Source organism: Achromobacter sp. NPDC058515 (assembly GCF_042721735.1).
Classification (GTDB): domain Bacteria; phylum Pseudomonadota; class Gammaproteobacteria; order Burkholderiales; family Burkholderiaceae_B; genus Achromobacter.
In genome coordinates, this window is sequence record NZ_JBHXNI010000016.1 from 90,607 (window position 1) to 110,319 (window position 19,713).

Sequence of the window (19,713 nt, forward strand, 5' to 3'; positions counted from 1 at the left end):
CCGCGCGGCGCGCGGAGCCGATTAAGGGGCCGGATCGGCCGGTCAGATGGGATTCTGCCGGGCCAGCTCTTGCAGGTCGTCCGGCAGGGCGAAGTCGGGCGCGCCTTGCTGCAGTTCGCGCAGCGCCTGCACGGCTTCTTCCTCGCGGTCGTCCACGATCAGGGTCCGGATCTGGGCCACGCGGGCGCCGATCTCCTGTTCGGTGTAGGCCACGACTTCCACCTGGGCGGCTTCGCCCTGCGCGGTCTCTGCCGCGGCGGCTTCAGGCGCGGCCGGGCTTGCGGGCTCGGCGGCCGGGGGCTGGCTCGCGGCGGGTTCCGCCTGCGGCGCGACGACGCGCTGCATGACAGGCGCGGCCGGCTGGGCGTCCGTCAGGACGGGTTCAGGCGCGGAAGCGCGTTCCGGGCTGCCATCGGATTCCTGGGGGGCGATGAGTTGCGCGTTGATGTCGGACAAGTCGGCGCTCTCGCGCATGTCGGTCCAGGCAAACAGGCCCACGACCATCGCGGCGCACGCGGCGGCGCCCCATCCGGGGTGCCAGCTATGGCCGGGATGCCAGCTGCGTCGCACCGCGGCGTCTAGTTCGGGACTGGTCCCGGGGCCGGGCTTGCGATACAGGGCGCGCAGTTCCCGTTCATCGTCTTCATCGAAAGGGGGGCGATAGGTAATGCTCATGCGCGTACTCCTCGCGCATACGCCAGGTGGCAGGGCGTATCCGCGTTTGACCTCTGCGTGCGCCGCGCCGGTGGTCCGGCGATCTCGTCGTGGCTCGGGTCTTGTTCCGGTTTAGGCGGCCTTGTGGAAAGCCGCAGGTGATTGCGCCGCGATTCCCGCCGCCGCGCGCCTTGCTGGCGTCTGGCATGGGGTATGCCGTCCTGGACCGGACGGTTCGACAATGCGCTGCACCTCCCGATTATGCGCGATTTGCAGAGATCCGGCAGGAAATTTCTTGTGTTTGCATGGTGTAACTTCAGCCCGTCCCTTTTTGTGAAAGCGAAATGACAGATTCGCGCGCCGATGCGTCCCGCGTTGCCGGTACACTTTCGCGCATGGCCAAATCCCGAACCGTATACGTGTGCGCCGACTGCGGCGGCACCACCCCGAAGTGGCAGGGCAAATGCCCGCATTGCAACGCCTGGAACACCCTTGAAGAAACGGTGGAGTCGTCGACGCCCGCCGCGGCCGCCCACCGCTATGCGCCGCTGGCTTCCACCAGCCCGGTGCGCAGCCTGTCCGAGATCGAGGCCCGCGAGACCCCGCGCCAGCCCACCGGCCTGGAAGAATTCGACCGCGTGCTGGGCGGCGGCCTGGTGGCCGGCGCCGTGGTGCTGATCGGCGGCGACCCGGGCATCGGCAAGTCGACGCTGCTCTTGCAAGCTCTGGCCTCGCTCTCCGAGACCAGCAACGTGCTGTATGTGACCGGCGAGGAATCCGCCGAACAGGTGGCGCTGCGCGCGCGCCGCCTGGGCTTGCAGACGGGCAATGTCAACCTGCTGGCGGAGATCCGCCTGGAAGCCATCCAGTCAGCGGTATCGGAGCAAAAGCCCACGGTCGCGGTCATCGACTCGATCCAGACGCTCTATAGCGGCGAATTGAGCGCGGCGCCTGGCTCGGTGTCGCAGGTGCGCGAATGCGCGGCGCAGCTGACGCGCCTGGCCAAGCAGACCGGCATCGCCATTGTCATGATCGGCCACGTGACCAAGGACGGCTCGCTGGCGGGGCCGCGCGTGCTGGAGCACATCGTCGACACGGTGCTGTACTTCGAAGGCGATACGCATTCGTCCTTCCGCCTGGTGCGCGCCTTCAAGAACCGCTTCGGCGCGGTCAATGAATTGGGCGTCTTCGCCATGACGGACCGCGGCCTGCGCGGCGTGGCCAACCCGTCCGCATTGTTCCTGTCGCAGCATGAACAGCAGGTGGCGGGTTCCTGCGTGATGGCCACGCAGGAAGGCACGCGCCCGCTGCTGGTGGAGATCCAGGCGCTGGTGGACAGTTCCCACGCGCCCAACCCGCGCCGGCTCACCGTCGGCCTGGAAGGCAACCGCCTGGCCATGCTGCTGGCGGTGCTGCACCGTCATGCGGGCGTGTCCACGTTCGACCAGGACGTCTTCGTCAATGCGGTGGGCGGCGTGCGCATCACGGAACCCGCCGCGGACTTGCCGGTGCTGCTGGCCATCATGTCCTCGCTGCGCGACAAGCCTTTGCCGCGCGGCCTGATCGCCTTCGGCGAAGTCGGGCTGGCCGGCGAGATCCGGCCCGCGCCGCGCGGCCAGGAGCGCCTGCGCGAAGCCGCCAAGCTCGGTTTCTCGATCGCGCTGATCCCCAAGGCCAACGCGCCGCGCCAGCCCATCGAAGGGCTGGAGATCTGGGCCGTGGACCGGCTGGACGCCGCGCTGGACAAGCTGCGCTGAGGCCAGGGGGCCGCAGCCTTTCACTTTCTGATCGCCCTCCCTGGACAAGGCCGGGCCTGCTGGAGCAAGACGTGAGTCTGTTTGTTATCGCCGCGTGCCTGGCCGCGGGCAGCCTGATCGGGTTCATGGGCGGCGTGCTGGGCATCGGGGGCGGGCTGATCGCCATTCCCGCGCTGGTCCTGCTGTTGGGGATGTCGCAGCAATTGGCGCAGGGCACGGCGCTGATCATGGTCCTGCCCACCATCATGATGGCCGTGCGCAAGTACAACCAGCAGGCGCGCATCGACAAGCGCGTGGCGCTGGCGGGCGCGGCCAGCGCGGTCGCATTCACCTGGGTGGGCGCGCGGCTGGCGCTGGGCGTGGACTCCAGCGTCCTGCGCCAGAGCTTCGCGGTGTTCCTGTTCTTCATCGCGCTGTTCTATGCATGGCAGACGTGGCGCGCCTCGCGCCCCGCCGCCACGCGCGCGCAGTCCCCCAAGCGCGACGCGCCCGTCTTCACGCCGCGCCGCGCCAGCGTGCTGGGCATCTTGTGCGGCACCCTGGGCGGCTTCTTCGGCGTGGGCGGCGCAGTGCTGGCCGTGCCCATCATCACCACGGTCTTCCGCCTGCCGCAGACCACCGCGCAGGCGCTGGCGCTGAGCATGGTGATCCCGGGCTCCACCATCGCGCTCATCACCTACACCTGGGCAGGGCAGGCGAACTGGATGGTCGGCGCGCCGCTGGCCATCGGCAGCCTCCTGTTCGTGCCCATCGGCGTGCGGCTCGCGTACCGGCTTCCTGAACGAAAGCTGAGAGCAAGCTTCGCGATCATGCTGTTCGCCACCGTCGCGCTGCTCGCGTTCGAGGGCTAGCCGTGGTCCGGGTTCGCGGCGGGCAACCCGTGGCAAGTATCGGCATGTCGACAGGTGTCTGACACCTTGGTGGGCATGTCGGCAGGTGTCTGACACCCTCGTGACGCCAGTACAAGTCGAAGACCCTCTCTCGCGGGTGTCAGACACCGAGGTCTCTCGCAGGTGTCAGACACCGAGGTCTCGCAGGTGTCAGACACCGAGACAGTCATGACGAAGCGTTAGCGCCGGAAAATTTATGGTTCGGCGCTGAACCTTCTGGATGGACCGGGTTCCAACGGGGTACGGGCCAAGCGGCGATGTTGCCGCCCCGTGTCGGAAAAAGGCCATGGGCCTTCACCATTCAGGAGTTCATGAAATGACGACTCACTCCCGCATTGCTGCGTTCTTGTCCACCTCGGCCCTGTGCCTCGGCCTTGTTGCGGCGCCTTCGGCGTTCGCGGCTGGCGCCGATGCCACGACCAAGGCAGGAGAGAGCAAGACCCAAGCGCAGCACAAGCATCACAAGTCCGATAAGGCGTCCGCCAAGCATGGGGCGACGAAATCGGGTGGGGCCGCAAAGACGGTGAAGTAATCGCGACGGGCGGCAACGCCCAAGTTCCTTTGCGTAAAAGACTGCCGGTTCCGCGGGGGGCCGGAAAGTCGAAAGCCTCTCGGTATGGGCGCCGAGAGGCTTTTTCATTTCTGCTCCGCGCCCGCATGGGCGGCCGCGGCTGACAACGGGCTTACTCCACCGGCGTGACCACGCGGCCGGTTTCGAAGAACGCCTGCAGGTTCTCCAGCATCATGTTTTCCATGGCCAGGCGCGTTTCCTCCGTGGCGCTGCCGACGTGCGGCAGCAGCACGGCCTTGTCGCTCTTGATCAGGGATTCGGGCACCTTGGGCTCGTGCTCGAACACGTCGAGCGCGGCGCAGCCCAGCTTGCCGGCTTCGAGCGCGGCGACCAGCGCGGTCTCGTCGATGACGGGGCCGCGCGCGATGTTCACGATGATGCCCTTGGGGCCCAGGGCTTCCAGCACTTCGCGGTTAACCAGATGCCGCGTGCTGGGGCCGCCGACGGTGGCCACGATGAGGAAGTCGGCCCACTTGGCCAGATCCGTGAGCGAGGCCTCGTAGCCGTAGGCGATGTCGTCGCGCTTCCTGCGGTTGTGATAGCGCACGTCCATGTCGAAGCCCGTGCCCCGCTTGGCGATGGCTTCGCCGATGCGGCCCAGGCCCACGATGCCCAGCTTCTTGCCGCTGACGCGCAGGCCCAGCGGGATGCTGCCATGCACCTGGCCCCACTGGCCGGCGCGCACGAAGCGTTCGCCCTGGCCCATGCGGCGGGCGCCGGCGATGAGCAGGCCCCAGGCAAGATCGGCGACGCAGTCCGTCAGCACGTCAGGCGTGTTGCTGACCAGCACGCCGCGCTGGCGGGCGGCCTCGACGTCAATGGTTTCGTAGCCCACGCCCCAGCTGCAGATGGCCTTCAGGTCGGGCAGGGCGTTGATGAGTTCGGCGTTGGCGCCGAAGTTCGCGGACGTGACGACGGCGGTGACGCCCTTGCCGTGCTCGGCCAGCGCGGCCTTGCGGTCCGGGTACTTCCACAGCTCGACGACGTCGTAGCCGTCCGCGAGACGCTTGTTGGCGGAAGGGGAGCCGGCCAGCGAGCCGACCTGGATGATGCGTTGCTTGGTGGTCATGTTGTCGTACGGTTGGGTGGGGAAGGCTTCATGCTACTTGATTCAAGCTTGGATCCGGCTGACGGGGATGCCCGCAAGCGGGCATCCCCATGTGCTTATTCCAACTGGATATTTGCCTTCTGGATCACGTCCTTCCAGCGCTTGACTTCGCCCTGCTGGAACTCGGTGAATTGCTGCGGGGTGTTGGCCACGACCTCGAAGCCCATTCCTTGCAGCGTCTTCTCGGTCTGCGGATCGCGCAGCGCCGTCCGCAAGGCCTTGGACAGCTGGTCCACGATGGGCTGCGGGGTGCCCTTGGGCACGGCAAAGCCCTGCCAGGAGTACACCACCATGTCCTTGATGCCGGCTTCGGCCAGCGTGGGCACGTCGGGCAGGTCGGTCGCGCGCGCGTCGCCGGTGATGGCCAAGGCCTTGAGCTTGCCCGCCTTGATGTGGTTCTGCACCGCGCCCAGGTTCTGGAACGACACGTTGACCTGGCCGCCGATCAGGTCGGCGATCGCGGCGCCGCCGCCCTTGTAGGGCACGTCCACGCCCGTGCTTTGCGTGCGCTGGCGAAACAGCACGGCCGACAGGTGGTCGGACGAGCCCGTGCCTGAGGACGCATACGACACCCTGCCCGGATTCTTCTTCGCGTACTCGACCAGTTCGGCGACGGTGCTGGCGGGAAAGGTGGTTGCGGCGACGAGCACGTTGGGATTGCGAACGGCCTGCGTCAGGTACGCGAAATCCTTGCTGGGGTTGTAGGACAGGTTCTTGTAGAGCGCCTCGTTGATGGCGAAGGTGCCGATCGAGCCGACCATCATTGTGTAGCCGTCGGGCGTGGAGCGGGACAGCGCCTGCGCGCCGATGGCGCTGTTGGCGCCGGGCTTGTTCTCGACCACGAAGGTCTGGCCCAGGATCTTCGACAGCGCGGGCGTGACCGAACGCGCGGTGATGTCGGAAGAGCCGCCCGGCACGAAGGGCACAATCATGGTGACGGGTTTTTCGGGGTAGCCGGCGGCCTGCGCCGCCGGCGCGCCAAGCACAACGGCGCCCGCCGCGACGACGGCGCTGATCAGTTTGTTCATGGTGTCTCCTGGTTCGCGTGATGATGAAGAGCCCGCCGCCCACGCGTTGCGGACGGGCCCGGATCAACGCCGGGTCAGTCGACCTTGGCGCCGGATTGCTTTACGACCTCGGCCCACTTGACGGTTTCCTGAGCCATGAACTGTTTGAATTGGGTGGGGGTGTTGCCTGACGGCGTGGCGCCCTGGGCCTGCAGCTGGGCGCGCACGGGTTCCTGCTGCAAGGCGGCGGCCACGTCGCGCTGGATCTTCTGCACGATTTCCGGCGGCGTGCCCGCTGGGGCCAGCAGGCCGAACCAGCTTGACGCTTCATAGCCCTTGACGCCGGCCTCGGCCATCGTGGGGACATCGGGCAGCGCGGGCGAGCGGCTGGCGGTGGTCACGGCCAGGGGGCGCAGCTTGCCGCCTTTGATGAAGCCCATGGATGAAGGCAGGTTGTCGAAGATCAGGTCGGCGGACCCCGCCATCACGTCGGTCAGGGCGGGGCTGCTGCCCTTGTAGGGCACGTGCGTCATGCGCGTGCCCGTCATGCTCTGGAACAGCTCGCCCGACAGGTGCGTGGACGTGCCGTTGCCGGTGGAGGCCATGTTCACGCTGCCGGGGTTGGCCTTCAGGTACTTGATCAGGTCCGCCACCGTGCGGATGCCGTGCTTGTCCGCGAACTTGGGATTGAGCTCGAGGATGTTGGGCACCGGGATGACCAGCGTGACCGGCACGAAGTCCTTGACGGGGTCGTAGGGCAGCTTGGCGTAGACGGACTGGTTGATGGCGTGCGTGCTGACCGTGCCCATCAGCAAGGTGTAGCCGTCGGGGGTGGCGCGCGCGGCCTCCGCCGTGCCGACGTTGCCGCCCGCGCCGGCCTTGTTGTCCACCACCACGGCCTTGTTCCAGCTCTTGCCCAGCTCGGCCGCCACCACGCGCGCGGCGATGTCGGCGGTGCCGCCGGCGGGGAAGGGCACGACGATCTTGACGTCGCGTTCGGGGTAGTCCGCCAGCGCCGGCGCGGCCGGCAGTAGAAAGGCGGTGGCCGTCAGCAGGGCGGCCGTGATGAACCGGCCTCGCACAGGGGCTGCATGCATGGAATTCGTCTCCTCGGTGTGCGCGTGGCCGCGCATCGTTTCTGGGGGGTATTCCGCTCCCGGCGCCGCCGGGGGCTTTGACGCCGCATGGCGCCTGGGCGCCATGCGTAATGTGCTGCCGATCTACTTGTAAAACAAATATAGGTATTGAGCTTATGCTTGTCAACCAAGTATACTTTTTTCACCTTACTTATCTGACAACTGGATCAGCCAGGAGCCCGTCCATGAAAACTTCCCCGGTCACCGCCCAGGACTTGCAGCGCTCGGTCATCGCCGTCCCGCCCCTGGCCCGCCACGCCGACCTGTCCTTGAACGAAGCGGCCAACAAGGCCCTGCTCGGCCACCTGGAAGCGGGCGGCGTGCGCAACGTGATGTACGGCGGCAACGCCAACTTCTACAACGTGGGCGTGAGCGAATACGCGCGCATCGTGGACATGCTGGCCGGGCTGGCCGGCGCGGACACCTGGATCCTGCCTTCGGTGGGCCCCGACTACGGAAAGATGATGGACCAGGCCGCGATCCTGCGTTCGCGTCCGTTCCCGACGGCGATGCTGCTGCCCATGGCCTTCCCCTATACCGACGCCGGCCTGGCGGACGGCGTGCGCCGCTTCACGGACGCGCTGGGCAAGCCGGCGGTGATCTACATCAAGTCGGCTGACTACCTGGCCCCGGAGACGGCGGCGCGCCTGATCGAAGAAGGCCGCATCGCCGCCTTCAAGTACGCGGTCGTGCGCGACGACCCCGCCAAGGACGCCTACCTGTCGGCCATGCTGCAAGCCGTGGATTCGCGCTGGATCGTCAGCGGCATCGGCGAGCGTCCGGCCATCGTCCACTACCGCGACTTCGGCTTGAAGAGCTTCACCTCGGGTTCGGTCTGCGTGGCGCCGCGCGGCTCCATGCGGCTGCTGCATCTGCTGCGCGACGGCCGCTACGACGAAGCCGAGGCCGTGCGCGAACACTACCTGGGCCTGGAGGACTGCCGCGACGGCATCAGCCCCATCCGCGTGCTGCACGACGCGGTGACCTTGTCTGGCGTGGCGGACATGGGACCGATGCTGCCGCTCCTGACGGGCATCTCCAGCGCCGAGCGCGAACGCGTGGCGCCCGTGGCGCGCGCGCTGGCCGCCTGGGACCGCGAAACCGCAACGGCGTGAATGCCCGCGGCATGGCCGGACGCCGCTCCCTTCGTCGCGCAATGACGGTACGATGAGCGCTGTCCACACATCGTGAGTAGCGCCTCGGGGCCTGTTCCGCGTATGTGGACAGGCCCTATTACGAGGAGGTTTCGTGGCCCGACCCAAAGCATCGCCCCCACCCGCGCCGCAAGCGCCCGCCGAGCCAGACGTTCCAGGCGCGCTGGTGCTGGAGCGCGGTCACCGGGTGCGGCTGGCGGACCAGCTGTACGGACAGATCTTCGAACAGATCGTGTCCGGCGGACTCAACGTCGGCGACAAGCTGCCGTCCGAAAACGAAATATCCGAACGCTTCGGCGTGTCGCGGCCGGTCGTGCGCGAAGCGCTGCTGCGCTTGCGCGCCGATGGCCTCATCACCGCGCACCAGGGGCTGGGCACCTTCGTCAGCCATCAGCCCGCGCCGCGCCTGAAGACCTTCAACGACGTGCAGAACGTCAGCGCCTATCTGCGGGCGCAAGAGGTCCGCGTGGCGCTGGAAGGCGACGCCGCGCGCCTGGCGGCCCTGCGCCGCACCGACGAACAGCTCAAGAAGATCGCCGACGCGCACGCGGCGTTCGCCGACACCCTGGCGCGCGGACAGGTGTCCGCCGAGGCTGACCTGGCGTTTCACGCCAGCATCGCGGAAGCGAGCGGCAACGACTTCTACCTGGGCGTGCTGGAGAGCATCCACGACTCCATCAGCGGCTTCATGCGCCTAACCTTGAACCTGACGCGCACGGGTTCGCGGCAGCGCGCGCAACGCGTCGTCGACGAGCACGCCACCATTCTGGACGCCATCCGCGAACAGGACGGCGAGCGCGCCCGCGTCGCCATGCAATTCCATCTGGGCCAGGCCCGGCACCGGCTGGTGGATCGCGACCGCGATTGACCCGGTTCCAGGCCCGCCGCGACAAGCCAAGTACAACAGGAGACAAACAGTGCGAGGGAATGGATCAAGCGCAACGGACGTGCCGGTGGAGCAGGTCCGGGAACAGATATTGCAGGTGCTGATGGCCTGGGGCATGGACGAGGACCTGGCGCACACCACGGCCGGCCTGATGGCGCGCACGGATCTGCTGGGCATCGACTCGCACGGCATTTCCATGTTGCCCGCCTACGAGGAAAAATGGCGCGCGGGCACCCTGCGGCTCGATGCCCGCGCCCGCGTGGTGCGCGACGGCGGCGCCAGCGCGCTGATCGACGGCATGGGCGGACTGGGCTATCCCGTCGCCGCGCAGGCCATGCATCTGGCGGTGGACAAGGCCCTGGAGCACGGCGTGGGCGCCGTGTCGGTCTGCAACTCGCATCACTTCGGCGCGGCCGGCGTCTATGCGCGCATCGCGGTCGAGCGCGGCGTGGTCGGGCTGGTGACCAGCAGCGCCAACGGCGTCATCATGGTGCCCACGCGGGGCGCCATGCCCATGCTGGGCACCAACCCCATCGCCTTCGGCGCGCCCGCCGCCTACAACGAGCCTTTTGTGCTGGATATGGCGACCACCACCGTCGCGGCCAACAAGGTCAAGGTCTATGACTTCCTGGGCAAGCCCTTGCCGCCGGGCTGGGCAGTGGACGGGAAGGGCGCGGCGGTCACGGACGCCGATGCCGCCATGCAGTTCATCTTCAAGCATCCCGAGGGCGGCCTGACGCCGCTGGGCGGCACGTCCGCGATGAGCAGCCACAAAGGCTACGGCCTGGCGATGATGGCGCAGATCCTGGGCGGCACGCTCAGCGGCAGCGCCTTTGCCGTGCGGCGCGCGGCGACCCGGCGTCCGGGCGAGCCGGACGACGTGGGGCATTTCTTCCTGGCGCTCAACCCCGACGCCTTCCGCGCGGCGGGCTCGTTCGAGTCCGACATGGACGACATGATCGACGCCCTGCACGACACGCCGCCCGCTGATCCCTCCGAGCCGGTGCTGGTGGCGGGCGAGCCCGAAGCCGCCGAACGCGCGCGCCGGCTGCGGGTAGGCATTCCGATTCCCGCCGCGCTGGCCGAGCGCCTGCGCGGCATCTGCGAGCGCGCCGGCACGCCCTACCTGCTGGATCCGGCCTGATTCGACATTTCCCATAAATCCCCGCCCAAGAGCAGAGGAAGCGAGACATGAGCAATTCCGACAAGCGCAAGAAGCCCGAAGACCTGCGCAGCCACCGCTGGTACGGCGTCAAAGACCTGCGATCCTTCGGCCACCGTTCGCGCACGGCGCAGATGGGCTATCACCGGTCGGACTACGCCGGCAAGCCGGTGATCGCCATCATCAATACCTGGAGCGACATCAACCCCTGCCACAGCCATTTCAAGCAGCGGGTCGAAGAGGTCAAGCGCGGCATCTGGCAGGCGGGAGGCTTCCCGGTGGAAATGCCCGCCATGAGCCTGTCCGAGCCCTTCCAGAAACCCACGACCATGCTCTACCGCAACCTGCTTGCGATGGAGACCGAAGAGCTGCTGCGCTCTTATCCCGCCGACGGCTGCGTGCTGATGGGCGGCTGCGACAAGACCACGCCCGCGCTCATCATGGGGGCGGTGTCGATGGACCTGCCGACGATCTTCGTGCCGGCCGGGCCCATGCTGCGCGGCAACTGGAACGGCAATACGCTGGGCTCCGGTTCCGACACGTGGAAGTACTGGGCGGAGCTGCGCGCCGGCAACATCACCGAGGAAGACTGGCAGGGCGTGGAGGACGGCATTGCGCGGTCTCCGGGCCATTGCATGACGATGGGCACGGCGTCCACCATGACGGGCGCGGTCGAGGCGCTGGGCCTGTGCCTGTCGGGCGCATCGTCCATTCCCGCGCCGGACTCGCGCCATGCGCAGATGGCCAGCCTGACGGGCAAGCGCATCGTGGAAATGGTCTGGGAAGACCTGAAGCCGTCCGACCTGCTGACCGCCGCCTCGTACGACAACGCCGTGCGCACGGTGCTGGCCTTGTCCGGATCGACGAACTCGGTGGTGCACCTGATCGCCATGGCGCGCCGCAGCGGCTTCGGGCTGGACCTGGACCGCTTCGACCACCTGGCGCGCACGACGCCGGTGCTGGCCAACCTGCGCCCGGCGGGCAAGTACCTGATGGAAGACTTCTATTACGCGGGCGGCCTGCGCGCCATGCTGGTGCAGCTGGGCGACCTGCTCGACACCTCGCAGCGGACGGTGGACGGGCGCACGCTGGGCGAGAACATCGCGGGCGCGCGCATCTTCAACGAAGACGTGATCCGTCCGCGCGCGCAGGCGCTGATCGAGCGCGACGGGCTGGCTGTCCTGCGCGGCAACCTCGCGCCCGACGGCGCCGTGATCAAGCCGCCCGCGATGGAAGCGCGGCTGCAGGTGCATACGGGCCGCGCGGTCGTGTTCAAGGACTACAACGACATGGCGGCGCGCATCGACGATCCGGACCTGGACGTGGACGCCGACAGCGTCATCGTCCTGCAGAACGCCGGGCCGCAGGGCGCGCCCGGCATGCCGGAGTGGGGCCAACTGCCCATCCCGCAGAAGCTGCTCAAGGAAGGCGTGCGCGACATGGTGCGGATTTCGGATGCGCGCATGAGCGGCACCAGCTACGGCGCCTGTGTGCTGCACGTGGCGCCCGAGGCCTATGTGGGCGGGCCGCTGGCGCTGGTCAAGGACGGCGACCGCATCACGCTGGACGTGCCTGCCCGCAGGCTGGAACTGCTGGTTTCCGACGCCGAGCTGGCCGAGCGCCGCGCCGCCTGGCAAACGCCGCCGCCCCGTTTCGAGCGCGGCTACGGCGTGCTGTACCTGAAGCATATCGGCCAGGCGGACACGGGCTGCGATTTTGATTTTCTGCAGAGCGAGACGCGCGCCAAGGCCGCGGGCGAGCCTGAAATCCACTGACCCGGACACCGGGCGCAATACTTAAAAAAACCAACGAGGAGACAACCCATGCAACAAAACAAGCAGCCTGCGCGCAGACGCCTGGCCATCCTGGCCGCGGCGGCAATGGGAGCGGTGGCCATGCTGCCGGGCGCCCTGATGGCGCAGGCGGGAACGTGGCCCGCCAGGCAGTTGAAGCTGGTCGTGCCGTTCCCCGCGGGCGGCAGCACCGATTCCGTGGGCCGCCTGCTGGCGGCGGAGCTGTCCAAGGAGCTGGGGCAGACCGTCGTGGTCGAGAACAAGGGAGGCGCCAACGGCAACATCGGCTCGGACGTGGTGGCCAAGGCCGAGCCGGACGGCTACACGCTGCTGTTGTCCGGCGTCGGGTCCAACGCCATCAGCTACGCGGTCTACCAGAACATGCCGTACCGCAACACTGACTTCGCCCACATCTCGCTCCTGGCCACCGGCCCTAACGTGCTCGTCGCCAATAACGAGTTTCCCGGCAAGACTTTCGCCGACTTCATCAAGCTCGCGCGCGAGAATCCCGGCAAGTACACGCACGCCAGTTCCGGCAGCGGCTCCTCCGGCCACCTGGCCATGGAGATGCTCAAGCAGGACGCCAAGATCGACCTGGTCCACGTGCCCTACAAGGGCGGCGCGGCGGCCATCACGGACCTCATCGGAGGCCGCGTCTCGGTGCTGTTCCTGAACCAGGACGCGCTGCTGCCGCAGGTCGCCTCGGGCAAGGTGCGCGCGCTGGCGGTGGCCAGCGCGAAGCGCAACCCGGCCTATCCCGATACGCCCACGGTGGCGGAGTCGGGCTATCCGGGCTTTTCCGCCGAGTCGTGGTTCGGCCTGTCCGCGCCCGCGAAGACGCCGCCCGCCGTGATCGACCGCCTGAACCAGGCAACGGTGAAGGCGCTGTCCTCGCCCGAGATCCGGCAGAAGCTGGAAAGCGTGGGCTTCGTGGTGGTGGGCAATGATCCGAAGTCGTTCTCGGCTTTCGTCGATGTCGAGATCGCCAAGTGGGGCAAGGCGGCCAAGGCCTCCGGCGCCAAGCTGGATTGAACGCAGGGCCGGGCCGCGGCCCGGCCTGACTCTTATTTTTTTACTATTGAAGGCGGCAATGAACTCACCTCTACCCAACCGTTTCCGGCAACGCATCCTGGCCCGCGAACGGCTCATCGGATTCTGGATGTGCATGTCCAGCCACATCACCGCCGAACTGGTCGGGCTGGCGGATTTCGACTGGCTGCTGCTGGACGGCGAGCACTCGCCCAACGAGGTGCCGATGTTCCTGCAACAGCTCCAGGCCCTGCAGGGCAGCGCCAGCGCCGCCGTGGGCCGGCCGTCCTGGAACGATCCGGTCCAGATCAAGCGCCTGCTGGACATCGGCTTCTACAACCTGCTGATTCCGTTCATCGAATCCGAGGCGGACGCGCGCCTGGCGGTGGCCGCCACGCGCTATCCGCCGCAGGGCATCCGCGGCGTGGCGGGCGCGCAGCGCAGCAACCGCTACGGCACGGTGCCGGATTACCTGCAGACCATCAACGACAACATCTGCGTGCTGCTGCAGATCGAAAGCCGGCCGGGAATCGAGGCGGTGGACGAGATTGCGTCGGTAGAGGGCGTGGATGGCGTGTTCATCGGACCGTCCGACCTGGCCGCGGCCCTGGGCCATATCGGCAATCCTGGCCATCCCGAGGTGCAGGAAGCCATCCGCCACCTGCACCAGCACGTGTCCGCGCAGGGCAAGGCGGTGGGCATCCTGGCGCCGGTGCATGCCGATGCGCGGCGCTACCTGGACATGGGCATGCACTTTGTGGCGGTGGGCACGGACCTGGGCGTGTTCAAGCAGGCGACCTTCGCGCTGCGCGAGGCGTTTCCCACGTAACCCTTCCGTGTGTCAGGCGCCGGCAATCGGATACGGCAGGTGTCAGACACGCGAGGTGTCTGACACCTGAGGGTGCACGGTGTCTGACACCTGAGGGTGGGGCTCCTCCAGCGCCAGCAGGTCGGCGACCGTCTGGCGGCGGCGGATCAGGCGGGCTTCGCCCTGGTCCAGCAGCACTTCCGGCGCCAGCGGACGGCTGTTGTAGTTGGAGGACATCGACGAGCCGTAGGCGCCCGCGTTGTGAAAGACCATGAAATCGCCGATGCGCGGCTGCGGCAGCAACTGGTCGGACATGACGCCGCCTTCGTTCTGCGTGAACACGTCGCCCGACTCGCACAGCGGGCCGGCCACGGCGATGCGGGTCTCGGCCGCGCTGGGCGGGTGTCCGCCGTCCGGCGCATGCACCGAAATGCGGTGATAGCTGCCGTACATGGCCGGACGCATCAGGTCGTTGAATCCCGCGTCCACCAGCGCGAAGTCGCGCTCGGGGCGGCGGTTGACGGCATGCACTTCCGACACCAGCACGCCGGCCTCGGCGACCAGGAAGCGGCCCGGTTCGATCTCCAGGCGGACGTCGTGCCCCAGGTGTTGCGCAATGCGCTTGCGCGCCGCATCCCATTGCTCGAAGTAGTGGTCGCAGTCGATGCGCGGCTCGCCTTCGCGATAGGGAATGGACAGGCCGCCGCCCGCGGAGATGGCCTCGATATCGTGATCCAGCGACTTCACCACGTCGACCATGGCGTCGCACACGCTGGACAGGTGGCCGTAGTCGACGCCGGAGCCGATGTGTATGTGGATGCCGACGAGCTTCAGCCCATGGCGGCGCACGATGGACACGGCTTCGGCCACGTCGTCGATCCAGATGCCGTGCTTGCTTTGCGGGCCGCCCGTGTTGGTCTTGTTGCTGTGGCCGTGGCCAAAGCCCGGGTTGATGCGCAGCCACACGCGGTGGCCCGGCGAGGCCTGGCCGACGCGGGACAGCATGTCCAGCGAGCCCGCGTTCACCGTGATGCGGTGCTTGAGGACGGCGGCCAGCGTGGCGTGGTCGATCAGGTCGGCGGTGAAGACGATGCCTTCGGGTTCATCCTGCGGCCGGAAGCCGGCCGCCAGGCTGCGCTCGATCTCGCCCAGCGACACCGCGTCCACGACCGCGCCTTCCGAGCGCATCAGGCGCAGGATGTGCAGGTTCGAGCAGGCTTTCTGCGCGTAGCGGACCGTGTCGAAGCGGCGCAGTTGCGCGATGCGTTCGCGGATGACGGCGGCGTCGTACACCCATAGCGGCGTGCCGTGCTGGGCGGCGAGTCGGGTGAGTTGGCGCGGATCGAATGCCATGGCGTGCTGGACCTTATGGGAATGAAGCGAAGGCGGCATGATGCCCGTCTCTGGTCATCCAGTAAAATGCTTTGATGTCAAAGGTCGATTCATTTCTGATATGGGGTGGGCGATGCTGACGCATCGGCATGTCGAGGTTTTCCGGGCGGTGATGATTGCCGGCAGCGTGACCAAGGCGGCGGACCTGCTCAGCACGTCGCAACCCACGGTAAGCCGGGAGCTCGCCCGCATGGAGCAGTCCATAGGCTTTGCGCTGTTCGAGCGGCTGGCGGGGCGCTTGCGGCCCACCATGCCGGCGCTGGCGCTGTTCGAAGAGGTCCGGCAGTCCTACGCCGGCCTGGAGCGGGTGGCTTCCGCCGCGGCGCGCCTGCGGGCGTTCCGGGGCGGCCAGTTGTCGGTGATCGCCTTGCCGGCGTTTTCCCATTCCATCCTGCCCGACGCCTTCCTGCGGTTTCACGGCCGGCACCCGGGCGTAAGCCTGTCGGTGGAAACGCAGGAATCGCCCTTGCTGGAGGAATGGCTGACCGCGCAGCGCTATGACCTCGGCCTGACCGAGCACGACACGGCGCCGGCCGGCACGCGGGTCGAGCTGCTGCTGCAAGTGGATGAGGTCTGCGTGCTGCCCGACGGCCATCCGCTGCTGGCGCGGCGGGCCATCGCGCTGTCCGACTTCGAGGGGCAGGCTTTTGTCAGCCTGTCTTCTAGCGACCCTTACCGCATCCAGATCGACGAGGCGTTTGGCGAGGCGGGAGTGCTGCGGCGCTCCATCGTCGAAACCCCGACCGCCGTGTCCGTCTGCACGTTCGTGCGGCAGGGCCTTGGCCTGGCCATCGTCAATCCGCTGACCGCGCTGGATTTCGCCGGGCGCGGATTGCATATCCGCCCGTTGACGCGCTCGTTCCCGTTTCGCGTCAATATGGTGTTTCCGGAGCATCGCCCCGGCAATCCGCTGGTGGACGCTTTCGCGGTGTCGCTGCGCGAGGCGGGAAGCGCCATCGAAAGCAGGCTGGCGTCCCGCAAGGGATAAGCGTGCGTTTCGCGCAGGCAACAAAAAAGGATGCCCGGGGGCATCCTTCTTCATTTGCCGTATTCATGACGCCCCAAAAAGCAGGGGCGGCAGAATCTTAGGCCAGCGCCTTGATGGCGGCAGCCAGGCGGCTCTTGTGACGAGCGGCCTTGTTCTTGTGGATGATGTTCTTGTCAGCCACGCGATCGATCACGCTGGAGGCCTTCTGGAACACGTCGCCAGCCGCAGCCTTGTCGCCAGCGGCGATGGATTGGCGAACGCGCTTGATGGCGGTGCGCAGCATCGAGCGCAGGCTGGAATTGTGCTTGTTGCGCTCAACGGATTGGCGAGCGCGCTTGCGGGCTTGGGCGGTATTGGCCATGTTGCTATATAAGTTGAATTCGGCAAAGTCGAACATTGTAGCAAGTCCCTAAGGGATTGCAAGCTTTTAATGTCGCTTCAACCGATGGAGCGCCCGTCAACCGGGCGGGGGGCGCTGATGGGAGGAATCCCCGGGCTGGAGAACCCGTGCGGATGGTCCTCATGAAAAGCCTTGAGGAAAACCCGCGGCGCCTACTGGATAAAAACACCGTAACGAGTATACAACGGAAGCGGCCCTGGGACACAGCCCCGGGCGTCGGCGTTGTCAGGTGGCGACGTTGATCGAAACGAACCACGGGGTGAAGCGGCGGACGTGGATGGGCATCAGGTCCTGCAGGCTGTCCAGCGCCGCGTCGGTATCGTCGAGCGGGAAGTGGCCCGACACGGGCAAGCCGCCGGCAGCCATCGACACGCGCAGCGTGCCGCTGCGGTAGGGACGCAGCGCGGCGATCACCTCGGCCAGCGGACGGCCCCGGGCATCCACCCAGCCGGCTTCCCAGGCCGCTTCGGCCATCAGCTCGGCGCGCGGGGTGTCCATGCGGGCATTGTCGAAACGGGCGCCGGTGCCGGCGCGGATGGTGCCGTGGGCCCCGGCCATGGTTTCGACCTCGACTTCGTGTTCGTGCACCACCACCACGGTGCGCTGGGCCTGCTGGCGCACCATGTAGCGTGTGCCCAGGGCGCGCACCGTGCCTTGGGCGGTCTGGACCAGGAATGGACGGCGCGCGTCGGGCGCGACCGATACCGTGACCGCGCCGTCGAGCAGGCGGACCTGGCGATAGGCCGGGGTGAAGTCCAGGTTGACGCGGCTGCGGGCGTCCAGCAACAGCTGGCTGCCGTCGGACAGCACATAGCGGCGGCGCTCGCCCGTTGCCGTGGCGGCGTCGGCGGCTACGTTGTTCAGGGGGTAGAAGGCGTTGCCGACGTAGGCGGCAAAGGCGCCCGTACCGGCGAGCGCGAGCGAGCCTGCCAGAAAGCGGCGGCGCGGGGGCGCGATGGCCGGCGGCGGAGGCGGGATCAGGGGTTGCGTGGCGGTGCTGCCGGCGGGATATCCCGCCGGGTAGGCGTCGCCGAGCCGGCCGAACGTCGACCCCGCCAGCGAGCCCGTCAGCTGCTGCCAGGCATTTTCATGGACAGGGTCAGCCGCGCGCCACGCCAGGAAGTCGTTGTAGTCCTGCGCAGTGGCTTTACCCGAGCGCAGCAATAGCAACCAATTGATCACCTGGTCCGCCATGGGTTGTCCTTGGGCGTACTTCACTTCATCTCCCCGCAGCCGTGGCCTGGCGGGGATCCGTTTAATGGCAATTTTTAAATAATAAAGGTTTTTTACTAAAGATTACGGTCCGCTTGTCAATTATTGACGAAATTAGTGCAAAAAGCCGGCATAAAGGCCGGCTTTTGGACGGGAATGTAGTCTGAACAGCCGAAATTACCGCGTCGGGCGTCGTCCGAAGTCCCTCGGACGGAATCCAAATAGTAACAACATTCCGAAGTAGACCACGCCGCTGGCGGCCAATACGCCGGCCAGCAGGGCGGCCCTCTGGCCGGGGTGGGCTTGCAGCGCAAGCCAGTCGATTCGTCCGTCCGCATACCAGAGCAGGGCCGCCAGCCCCGCCAGGGCGGGCAGCAGGCGCAGCGTGAACACGGCCCAGCCGGCGCCGGGCTGGTAGAGGCCTCTGCGGCGCAGGCCGATCAGCAGCGCCAGCGCGTTCAGGCAGGCGCCCAGGCCGATGGCCAAAGCCAGTCCGGCATGCGCCATCACGGGCACCAGCGCCAGGTTGAGGAGTTGCGTCAGGATCAGCACGCCGATGGCGATCTTCACGGGCGTGCGGATGTCCTGCTTGGCATAGAAGCCGGGGGCAAGGATCTTCACCGCAAGCAGGCCGATCAGGCCGGCGGAATACGAAATAACAGCCAGCCGGGTCTGCAGCACGTCCTGGGCGGCAAAGGCGCCGTAGTGGAACAGGGTGGCGACCAGGCCGTCGGACAGCAGCGCCATCCCCACCGCGGCGGGCAGGCCCAGCAGCAGCACCAGCCGCAGGCCCCAGTCCAGCAGCGCGCTGTAGCCGCCGTGGTCGTCGCGCGCGTGGGCCGCGGACAGGCTGGGCAGCAGGACCGTGCCCAGGGCCACGCCCAGCAGCGCCGTGGGGAATTCCATCAGGCGGTCGGCGAACGACAGCCAGGTCACGCTGCCCGGGGTCAGCCAGGTGGCGATGTTGGTGTTGATCAGCAGCGAGATCTGCGCCACGGACACGCCCAGCGTGGCGGGCGCCATTTGCTTGAGGATGCGCTGGACGGTGGGGTCGGCCCAGGCCTGGCGAAAGCGCAAGGAAAAGCGCGGAGTCAGGCCCAGCCGCGCCAAGGCCGTCCATTGCACGGCCAGCTGCGCGACCCCGCCGATCATGACGCCGACGGCCAGCGCATAGACCGGCACGTCCATGCGCGGCGCAAGCCAGATGCAGGCGGCGATCATCGAGAGGTTGAGCAGCACCGGCGTGAAGGCGGGCACGGCAAAGCGGCGCCAGGTATTGAGCACGCCCGAGGCGAAGGCAATCAGTGACATGCAGAAGATGTAGGGGAACATCATCCGCGTCATCCAGACGGCGGCGCCGAATTCGGTATCGCGGGCCGCGCCGCGCAGGCCGCTGGCCATGGCGGACACCACCCACGGCGCCGCGGCGATGCCGATCAGCGTGATCAGCATCAGCGCCGCGGTCAGCAGCAGGGCCACGCGGTCCAGCAGGGTGCGGACCTCTTCTTCGCTGCGGTTGTTGCGCGCCGCGCCCAGGATGGGCACGAACGCCTGCGCGAAAGCGCCTTCGGCGAACAGGCGGCGCAACAGGTTGGGGATGCGGAAAGCGACCCAGAAGGCGTCGGTGATGGGGCCGGCGCCAAAGGCGCGGGCCACCAGGATGTCGCGGATCAGGCCGGAAATGCGGGACAGCAAGGTAAAGCTGCTGACCGTGGCCGCCGAACGAAACAGGCTCATGGATGGACTACTGAAAAAGGTGCGGGCCG

The 19,713-nt window shown here is 67.4% G+C and carries 19 protein-coding genes; 11 read left to right on the forward strand and 8 right to left on the reverse strand.

What is annotated here, in order from left to right:
* Window positions 1-42 precede the first annotated feature (42 nt).
* Window positions 43-675, reverse strand: coding sequence for a hypothetical protein (locus ACFWP0_RS23960; RefSeq protein ID WP_377846329.1), 633 nt, complete (start codon window positions 673-675; stop codon window positions 43-45).
* A gap of 374 nt (window positions 676-1,049) precedes the next feature.
* Between ACFWP0_RS23960 and radA the strand changes: the two genes are divergently transcribed.
* The 3 genes from radA to ACFWP0_RS23975 all read left to right on the forward strand — a co-directional run bounded on the left by radA (window position 1,050) and on the right by ACFWP0_RS23975 (window position 3,833).
* Window positions 1,050-2,411: a DNA repair protein RadA gene (radA, locus tag ACFWP0_RS23965; RefSeq protein ID WP_377846331.1), complete on the forward strand. Its 1,362-nt coding sequence runs from the start codon at window positions 1,050-1,052 to the stop codon at window positions 2,409-2,411.
* A gap of 71 nt (window positions 2,412-2,482) precedes the next feature.
* Window positions 2,483-3,262 (forward strand): sulfite exporter TauE/SafE family protein, encoded by a 780-nt coding sequence (locus ACFWP0_RS23970; RefSeq protein WP_377846333.1) that lies wholly within the window; start codon window positions 2,483-2,485, stop codon window positions 3,260-3,262.
* Between the two features lie 355 nt (window positions 3,263-3,617).
* Window positions 3,618-3,833, forward strand: a complete 216-nt coding sequence (locus ACFWP0_RS23975) for a hypothetical protein (RefSeq protein ID WP_377846335.1) — start codon at window positions 3,618-3,620, stop codon at window positions 3,831-3,833.
* A gap of 151 nt (window positions 3,834-3,984) precedes the next feature.
* Here ACFWP0_RS23975 and ACFWP0_RS23980 read toward each other — a convergent pair whose 3' ends face one another.
* The 3 genes from ACFWP0_RS23980 to ACFWP0_RS23990 form a co-directional block, all read right to left on the reverse strand.
* Window positions 3,985-4,941 (reverse strand): 2-hydroxyacid dehydrogenase, encoded by a 957-nt coding sequence (locus ACFWP0_RS23980; protein ID WP_377846337.1) that lies wholly within the window; start codon window positions 4,939-4,941, stop codon window positions 3,985-3,987.
* 95 nt (window positions 4,942-5,036) lie between these two features.
* Entirely contained in the window at window positions 5,037-6,008 is a 972-nt protein-coding gene (locus ACFWP0_RS23985) for a Bug family tripartite tricarboxylate transporter substrate binding protein (RefSeq protein ID WP_377846339.1), read from the reverse strand.
* A gap of 74 nt (window positions 6,009-6,082) precedes the next feature.
* Window positions 6,083-7,084: a Bug family tripartite tricarboxylate transporter substrate binding protein gene (locus tag ACFWP0_RS23990; RefSeq protein WP_377846341.1), complete on the reverse strand. Its 1,002-nt coding sequence runs from the start codon at window positions 7,082-7,084 to the stop codon at window positions 6,083-6,085.
* On the opposite strand from ACFWP0_RS23990, the gene ACFWP0_RS23995 reads away from it, so the two are divergent.
* From ACFWP0_RS23995 to garL, 7 genes are all read left to right on the forward strand, one after another.
* Window positions 7,083-7,217 carry a hypothetical protein gene (locus ACFWP0_RS23995; protein WP_377846343.1) on the forward strand — a complete coding sequence of 45 codons (135 nt, stop codon included), beginning with the start codon at window positions 7,083-7,085 and terminating at the stop codon, window positions 7,215-7,217. The two genes, ACFWP0_RS23990 and ACFWP0_RS23995, sit on opposite strands and share 2 nt — an antisense overlap.
* A gap of 91 nt (window positions 7,218-7,308) precedes the next feature.
* Window positions 7,309-8,238 (forward strand): dihydrodipicolinate synthase family protein, encoded by a 930-nt coding sequence (locus ACFWP0_RS24000; protein WP_377846345.1) that lies wholly within the window; start codon window positions 7,309-7,311, stop codon window positions 8,236-8,238.
* A 202-nt stretch (window positions 8,239-8,440) separates the two neighbouring features.
* Window positions 8,441-9,145 (forward strand): FadR/GntR family transcriptional regulator, encoded by a 705-nt coding sequence (locus ACFWP0_RS24005; RefSeq protein WP_377846460.1) that lies wholly within the window; start codon window positions 8,441-8,443, stop codon window positions 9,143-9,145.
* Window positions 9,146-9,194: 49 nt separating this feature from the next.
* Window positions 9,195-10,307: an Ldh family oxidoreductase gene (locus tag ACFWP0_RS24010; protein ID WP_377846347.1), complete on the forward strand. Its 1,113-nt coding sequence runs from the start codon at window positions 9,195-9,197 to the stop codon at window positions 10,305-10,307.
* Window positions 10,308-10,354: 47 nt separating this feature from the next.
* Window positions 10,355-12,100, forward strand: coding sequence for an L-arabinonate dehydratase (gene araD / locus ACFWP0_RS24015; RefSeq protein WP_377846349.1), 1,746 nt, complete (start codon window positions 10,355-10,357; stop codon window positions 12,098-12,100).
* A 48-nt stretch (window positions 12,101-12,148) separates the two neighbouring features.
* Window positions 12,149-13,150 carry a Bug family tripartite tricarboxylate transporter substrate binding protein gene (locus ACFWP0_RS24020; RefSeq protein ID WP_377846351.1) on the forward strand — a complete coding sequence of 334 codons (1,002 nt, stop codon included), beginning with the start codon at window positions 12,149-12,151 and terminating at the stop codon, window positions 13,148-13,150.
* 58 nt (window positions 13,151-13,208) lie between these two features.
* Entirely contained in the window at window positions 13,209-13,976 is a 768-nt protein-coding gene (gene garL / locus ACFWP0_RS24025) for a 2-dehydro-3-deoxyglucarate aldolase (RefSeq protein WP_377846353.1), read from the forward strand.
* A gap of 42 nt (window positions 13,977-14,018) precedes the next feature.
* Here garL and lysA read toward each other — a convergent pair whose 3' ends face one another.
* Window positions 14,019-15,308 carry a diaminopimelate decarboxylase gene (lysA, locus tag ACFWP0_RS24030; protein WP_377846462.1) on the reverse strand — a complete coding sequence of 430 codons (1,290 nt, stop codon included), beginning with the start codon at window positions 15,306-15,308 and terminating at the stop codon, window positions 14,019-14,021.
* Between the two features lie 112 nt (window positions 15,309-15,420).
* Between lysA and ACFWP0_RS24035 the strand changes: the two genes are divergently transcribed.
* Window positions 15,421-16,335, forward strand: a complete 915-nt coding sequence (locus ACFWP0_RS24035; protein ID WP_377846355.1) for a LysR family transcriptional regulator — start codon at window positions 15,421-15,423, stop codon at window positions 16,333-16,335.
* A 97-nt stretch (window positions 16,336-16,432) separates the two neighbouring features.
* Here ACFWP0_RS24035 and rpsT read toward each other — a convergent pair whose 3' ends face one another.
* The 3 genes from rpsT to murJ form a co-directional block, all read right to left on the reverse strand.
* Window positions 16,433-16,696: a 30S ribosomal protein S20 gene (rpsT, locus tag ACFWP0_RS24040; protein ID WP_025135824.1), complete on the reverse strand. Its 264-nt coding sequence runs from the start codon at window positions 16,694-16,696 to the stop codon at window positions 16,433-16,435.
* Window positions 16,697-16,960: 264 nt separating this feature from the next.
* Window positions 16,961-17,929 carry a FecR family protein gene (locus tag ACFWP0_RS24045; protein WP_377846464.1) on the reverse strand — a complete coding sequence of 323 codons (969 nt, stop codon included), beginning with the start codon at window positions 17,927-17,929 and terminating at the stop codon, window positions 16,961-16,963.
* Window positions 17,930-18,124: 195 nt separating this feature from the next.
* The gene (gene murJ, locus ACFWP0_RS24050) at window positions 18,125-19,684 is read right to left on the reverse strand and encodes a murein biosynthesis integral membrane protein MurJ (RefSeq protein ID WP_377846357.1); all 1,560 of its coding nucleotides are present in this window, start codon (window positions 19,682-19,684) and stop codon (window positions 18,125-18,127) included.
* Window positions 19,685-19,713: the final 29 nt, after the last annotated feature.

What these genes read in the sequence shown, in the direction of transcription:
- ACFWP0_RS23960 (WP_377846329.1), bottom strand. Translation starts at nt 675, where the DNA reads ATGAGCATTACCTATCGCCCCCCTTTCGATGAAGACGATGAACGGGAA.
- radA (WP_377846331.1), top strand. Translation starts at nt 1,050, where the DNA reads ATGGCCAAATCCCGAACCGTATACGTGTGCGCCGACTGCGGCGGCACC.
- ACFWP0_RS23975 (WP_377846335.1), top strand. Translation starts at nt 3,618, where the DNA reads ATGACGACTCACTCCCGCATTGCTGCGTTCTTGTCCACCTCGGCCCTG.
- ACFWP0_RS23980 (WP_377846337.1), bottom strand. Translation starts at nt 4,941, where the DNA reads ATGACCACCAAGCAACGCATCATCCAGGTCGGCTCGCTGGCCGGCTCC.
- ACFWP0_RS23985 (WP_377846339.1), bottom strand. Translation starts at nt 6,008, where the DNA reads ATGAACAAACTGATCAGCGCCGTCGTCGCGGCGGGCGCCGTTGTGCTT.
- ACFWP0_RS23995 (WP_377846343.1), top strand. Translation starts at nt 7,083, where the DNA reads ATGGAATTCGTCTCCTCGGTGTGCGCGTGGCCGCGCATCGTTTCTGGG.
- ACFWP0_RS23990 (WP_377846341.1), bottom strand. Translation starts at nt 7,084, where the DNA reads ATGCATGCAGCCCCTGTGCGAGGCCGGTTCATCACGGCCGCCCTGCTG.
- ACFWP0_RS24000 (WP_377846345.1), top strand. Translation starts at nt 7,309, where the DNA reads ATGAAAACTTCCCCGGTCACCGCCCAGGACTTGCAGCGCTCGGTCATC.
- araD (WP_377846349.1), top strand. Translation starts at nt 10,355, where the DNA reads ATGAGCAATTCCGACAAGCGCAAGAAGCCCGAAGACCTGCGCAGCCAC.
- ACFWP0_RS24020 (WP_377846351.1), top strand. Translation starts at nt 12,149, where the DNA reads ATGCAACAAAACAAGCAGCCTGCGCGCAGACGCCTGGCCATCCTGGCC.
- garL (WP_377846353.1), top strand. Translation starts at nt 13,209, where the DNA reads ATGAACTCACCTCTACCCAACCGTTTCCGGCAACGCATCCTGGCCCGC.
- lysA (WP_377846462.1), bottom strand. Translation starts at nt 15,308, where the DNA reads ATGGCATTCGATCCGCGCCAACTCACCCGACTCGCCGCCCAGCACGGC.
- ACFWP0_RS24035 (WP_377846355.1), top strand. Translation starts at nt 15,421, where the DNA reads ATGCTGACGCATCGGCATGTCGAGGTTTTCCGGGCGGTGATGATTGCC.
- rpsT (WP_025135824.1), bottom strand. Translation starts at nt 16,696, where the DNA reads ATGGCCAATACCGCCCAAGCCCGCAAGCGCGCTCGCCAATCCGTTGAG.
- ACFWP0_RS24045 (WP_377846464.1), bottom strand. Translation starts at nt 17,929, where the DNA reads ATGGCGGACCAGGTGATCAATTGGTTGCTATTGCTGCGCTCGGGTAAA.
- murJ (WP_377846357.1), bottom strand. Translation starts at nt 19,684, where the DNA reads ATGAGCCTGTTTCGTTCGGCGGCCACGGTCAGCAGCTTTACCTTGCTG.